The organism is Halobacillus sp. K22 (assembly GCF_052246795.1).
Lineage (GTDB): Bacteria > Bacillota > Bacilli > Bacillales > Halobacillaceae > Halobacillus.
Window position 1 is genome coordinate 1 of sequence record NZ_JBQQCN010000059.1, and the last position, 1,385, is coordinate 1,385.

General features: G+C 45.8%; 1 protein-coding gene. It reads left to right on the plus strand.

Annotation, left to right across the window (positions count from 1 at the left end):
• Positions 1-39 precede the first annotated feature (39 nt).
• Positions 40-1,281, plus strand: coding sequence for a group II intron reverse transcriptase/maturase (gene ltrA / locus ACTWPM_RS20600; protein WP_443134834.1), 1,242 nt, complete (start codon positions 40-42; stop codon positions 1,279-1,281).
• The last annotated feature ends 104 nt before the right edge of the window (positions 1,282-1,385 follow it).

Genomic DNA, 1,385 nt, shown 5'->3' on the forward strand with positions numbered 1-1,385 from the left:
ACAATAGAACGAAATGGTCACGTGGAGGGTAAGCGAAATATGTTGGAAAACATCCTACACCGAAACAATATGAATGTCGCCTATCTCAAGGTGACAAAGAATAAAGGAAGTCATGGCGTTGATGGTGTTTCCACTTCCGAACTGAAAGCTCAGATTTCGGAAGAATGGGATACCATCCACGATCAACTTCTGAAGGGTACGTATCAACCGTCTCCCGTCCGTCGAGTCGAAATCCCGAAACCGAACGGAGGCAAACGGAAGTTAGGTATCCCTACGGTGATGGATCGCATGATCCAACAAGCACTTAACCTCTATCTTCAATCGATGTATGACCCAACGTTTTCCACGCAAAGTTATGGATTCCGACCAGGAAAAAGAGCCCATGATGCGGTGAGACAGGTGAAAACCTATATCAATGAGGGGGACACTTGGGTTGTGGACATCGATCTCGAGAAATTCTTTGATCGAGTTAATCACGACCGCTTGATGCGAACGCTAAGCTTCCGCATCAAAGACCCCCGGGTGCTTCGTCTTATCCGAAAATATCTCCAAGCAGGCATTATGGAAGACGGGCTCACGACTCCAAATCGGGAAGGAACCCCCCAAGGGAGTCCATTAAGTCCTCTCCTTTCGAATATTGTGCTCGATCAACTGGATAAAGAATTGGAATCTAGAGGCATTCGCTTCGTTCGGTTCGCTGATGACGTGCAAATGTATGCAGGTTCCAAACGTGCCGCCGAACGTATCCTCAAGAATATGACAAGCTTCCTCGAAAAGACGCTAAAACTCAAGGTCAACCGAGAGAAAAGTGCGGTAAGCCGTCCGTGGAAACGTAAGTTTCTCGGGTTCAGCTTTACACCTTCGGTGAAAGGGAAAGCTAGAGTGCGCGTCCATAAGGATTCGGTTCACAAAGCTAAGCAACGTTTACGCCAATTGACAAGTCGAAAGTGGAGTACCGATATGAAATACCGTATTGAGAAAATTAATGAATTTCTTACCGGATGGTATAACTACTTTCGCCTGGCGGAAGCGCCATCGATTTTCAAAAGAATGATGGAATGGTTGAGGAGAAGGCTCCGAATGATTCGATGGAAAGAATGGAAATTGCCCAAGACAAAAGTGAAGAATTTAATAGCATTGGGAGTGACAAAGGCGAAAGCCTTCGAATGGGGAAATACAAGAAAAGGCTACTGGCGTATAGCCAGTAGCCCAATTCTCCATCGCACACTCAATGATCACTATTGGCAACGTATGGGTTTGAAATCATTGAATGCACGTTGAATTTTATGAAACCGCCGTATACGGAACCGTACGTACGGTGGTGTGAGAGGACGGAGGTTAGTCACCTCCTCCTACTCGATTTAAAAAGGATCTAATATCTCGAT